This is a genomic window from Bartonella sp. MF74HXZ (assembly GCF_042194445.1).
GTDB lineage: Bacteria > Pseudomonadota > Alphaproteobacteria > Rhizobiales > Rhizobiaceae > Bartonella > Bartonella grahamii.
Window position 1 is genome coordinate 1 of record NZ_JBHIMW010000023.1, and the last position, 1,078, is coordinate 1,078.

General features: G+C 35.0%; 2 protein-coding genes. Both read left to right on the plus strand.

Annotation, left to right across the window (positions count from 1 at the left end):
- Window positions 1-112: TrwH protein (locus ACFIJ8_RS08395; RefSeq protein ID WP_375639381.1), on the plus strand; the 112-nt coding region annotated here is incomplete at its 5' end.
- Window positions 113-181: 69 nt separating this feature from the next.
- Complete coding sequence (locus tag ACFIJ8_RS08400; protein ID WP_375639380.1) at window positions 182-1,027, plus strand: type IV secretion system protein; 846 nt, start codon at window positions 182-184, stop codon at window positions 1,025-1,027.
- Window positions 1,028-1,078: the final 51 nt, after the last annotated feature.

A 1,078-nucleotide genomic window follows, 5' to 3' on the forward strand; every position in this document is an offset into this window, starting at 1 on the left:
ATCAGCTTGTGCGTTAGCACCAAAGCTAAAACAGCCCAATGATAGGAACCGTGTACCTATTAATAAAACAATCCCTGACGAAATCAAGCGAGGAGACAACGGAATCTCATAAACTGATTTATGAAATTAATAATGTAATGGTCAGTCTTTCTAAATATGTGAAAATTAAAAGGAATAAAATATGCAAAAACTGATTGTTAGCATAGCAATTAGTGCTTTTCTTGGAACAACAAACTTAGCAAAAAGTGACACTTTTACTAAGCTAGAAGGACCTCACAGCCGTTTTGTTATAATTCCTAGTATGGGGTCAGGAGGTCTCAGTACAAGCACCGATTTTGATCTAATACCACCAAAAGGTTTCAAGCCACCATATAAACTTCCACCCAATATTAAAATCGATCTTTCTACTTTTAGTAATAAGGGAAATCTCGCACCGACCCCACCTACTCTACCAGCAGAATATCTGGAGATTATAGAGCTCTTAAAAAAACGGCTTGAGTTGAAAAAAGAACAACTTTCGCAAACAGAAAAAACCTATCAAGCTATAACAAAGAATCAGAAAACTGCACCTCAGAAAATAGACTTTTCTAGTTTTTTTCTCAAAGAACCAGAATCGCTCTATAAGAGTGACAAGCTTTCAAGGGAATCATATCAAAAGGTATTAGAGGAAGAAAACAAAATTTATGCGTCTTTTGAGCAAATGGGGAAGGCTATTTCAAGGCGTTTACAATTTGCATCGATACTAGATAAAGCTGTAAGTTTAGAAACTTTTGAAAACGTAGAAAATCGTTTTAAATACCTCCAACATCTATTAGATGAAATTCAAAAAAAAGAAAACCTGAAAGATACTGCAGATCTTCAAGCACATATCGATGGTTCGTTAGCCATGATCCAAAATGAATTTATAAAGATGGAAATGGTAGCGCATTTACGTAACGCTGAGCAATCACTTATCAAAAAGAAAAAACGCGAACTTAGTATGAAATTTTTTAACCATGAAACAAAAGGGATGCCTACCATACGATGAAAACAAAAGCCAATGTAGAAGGTTCAGTACTATCTGAATAATTCAGAGAGG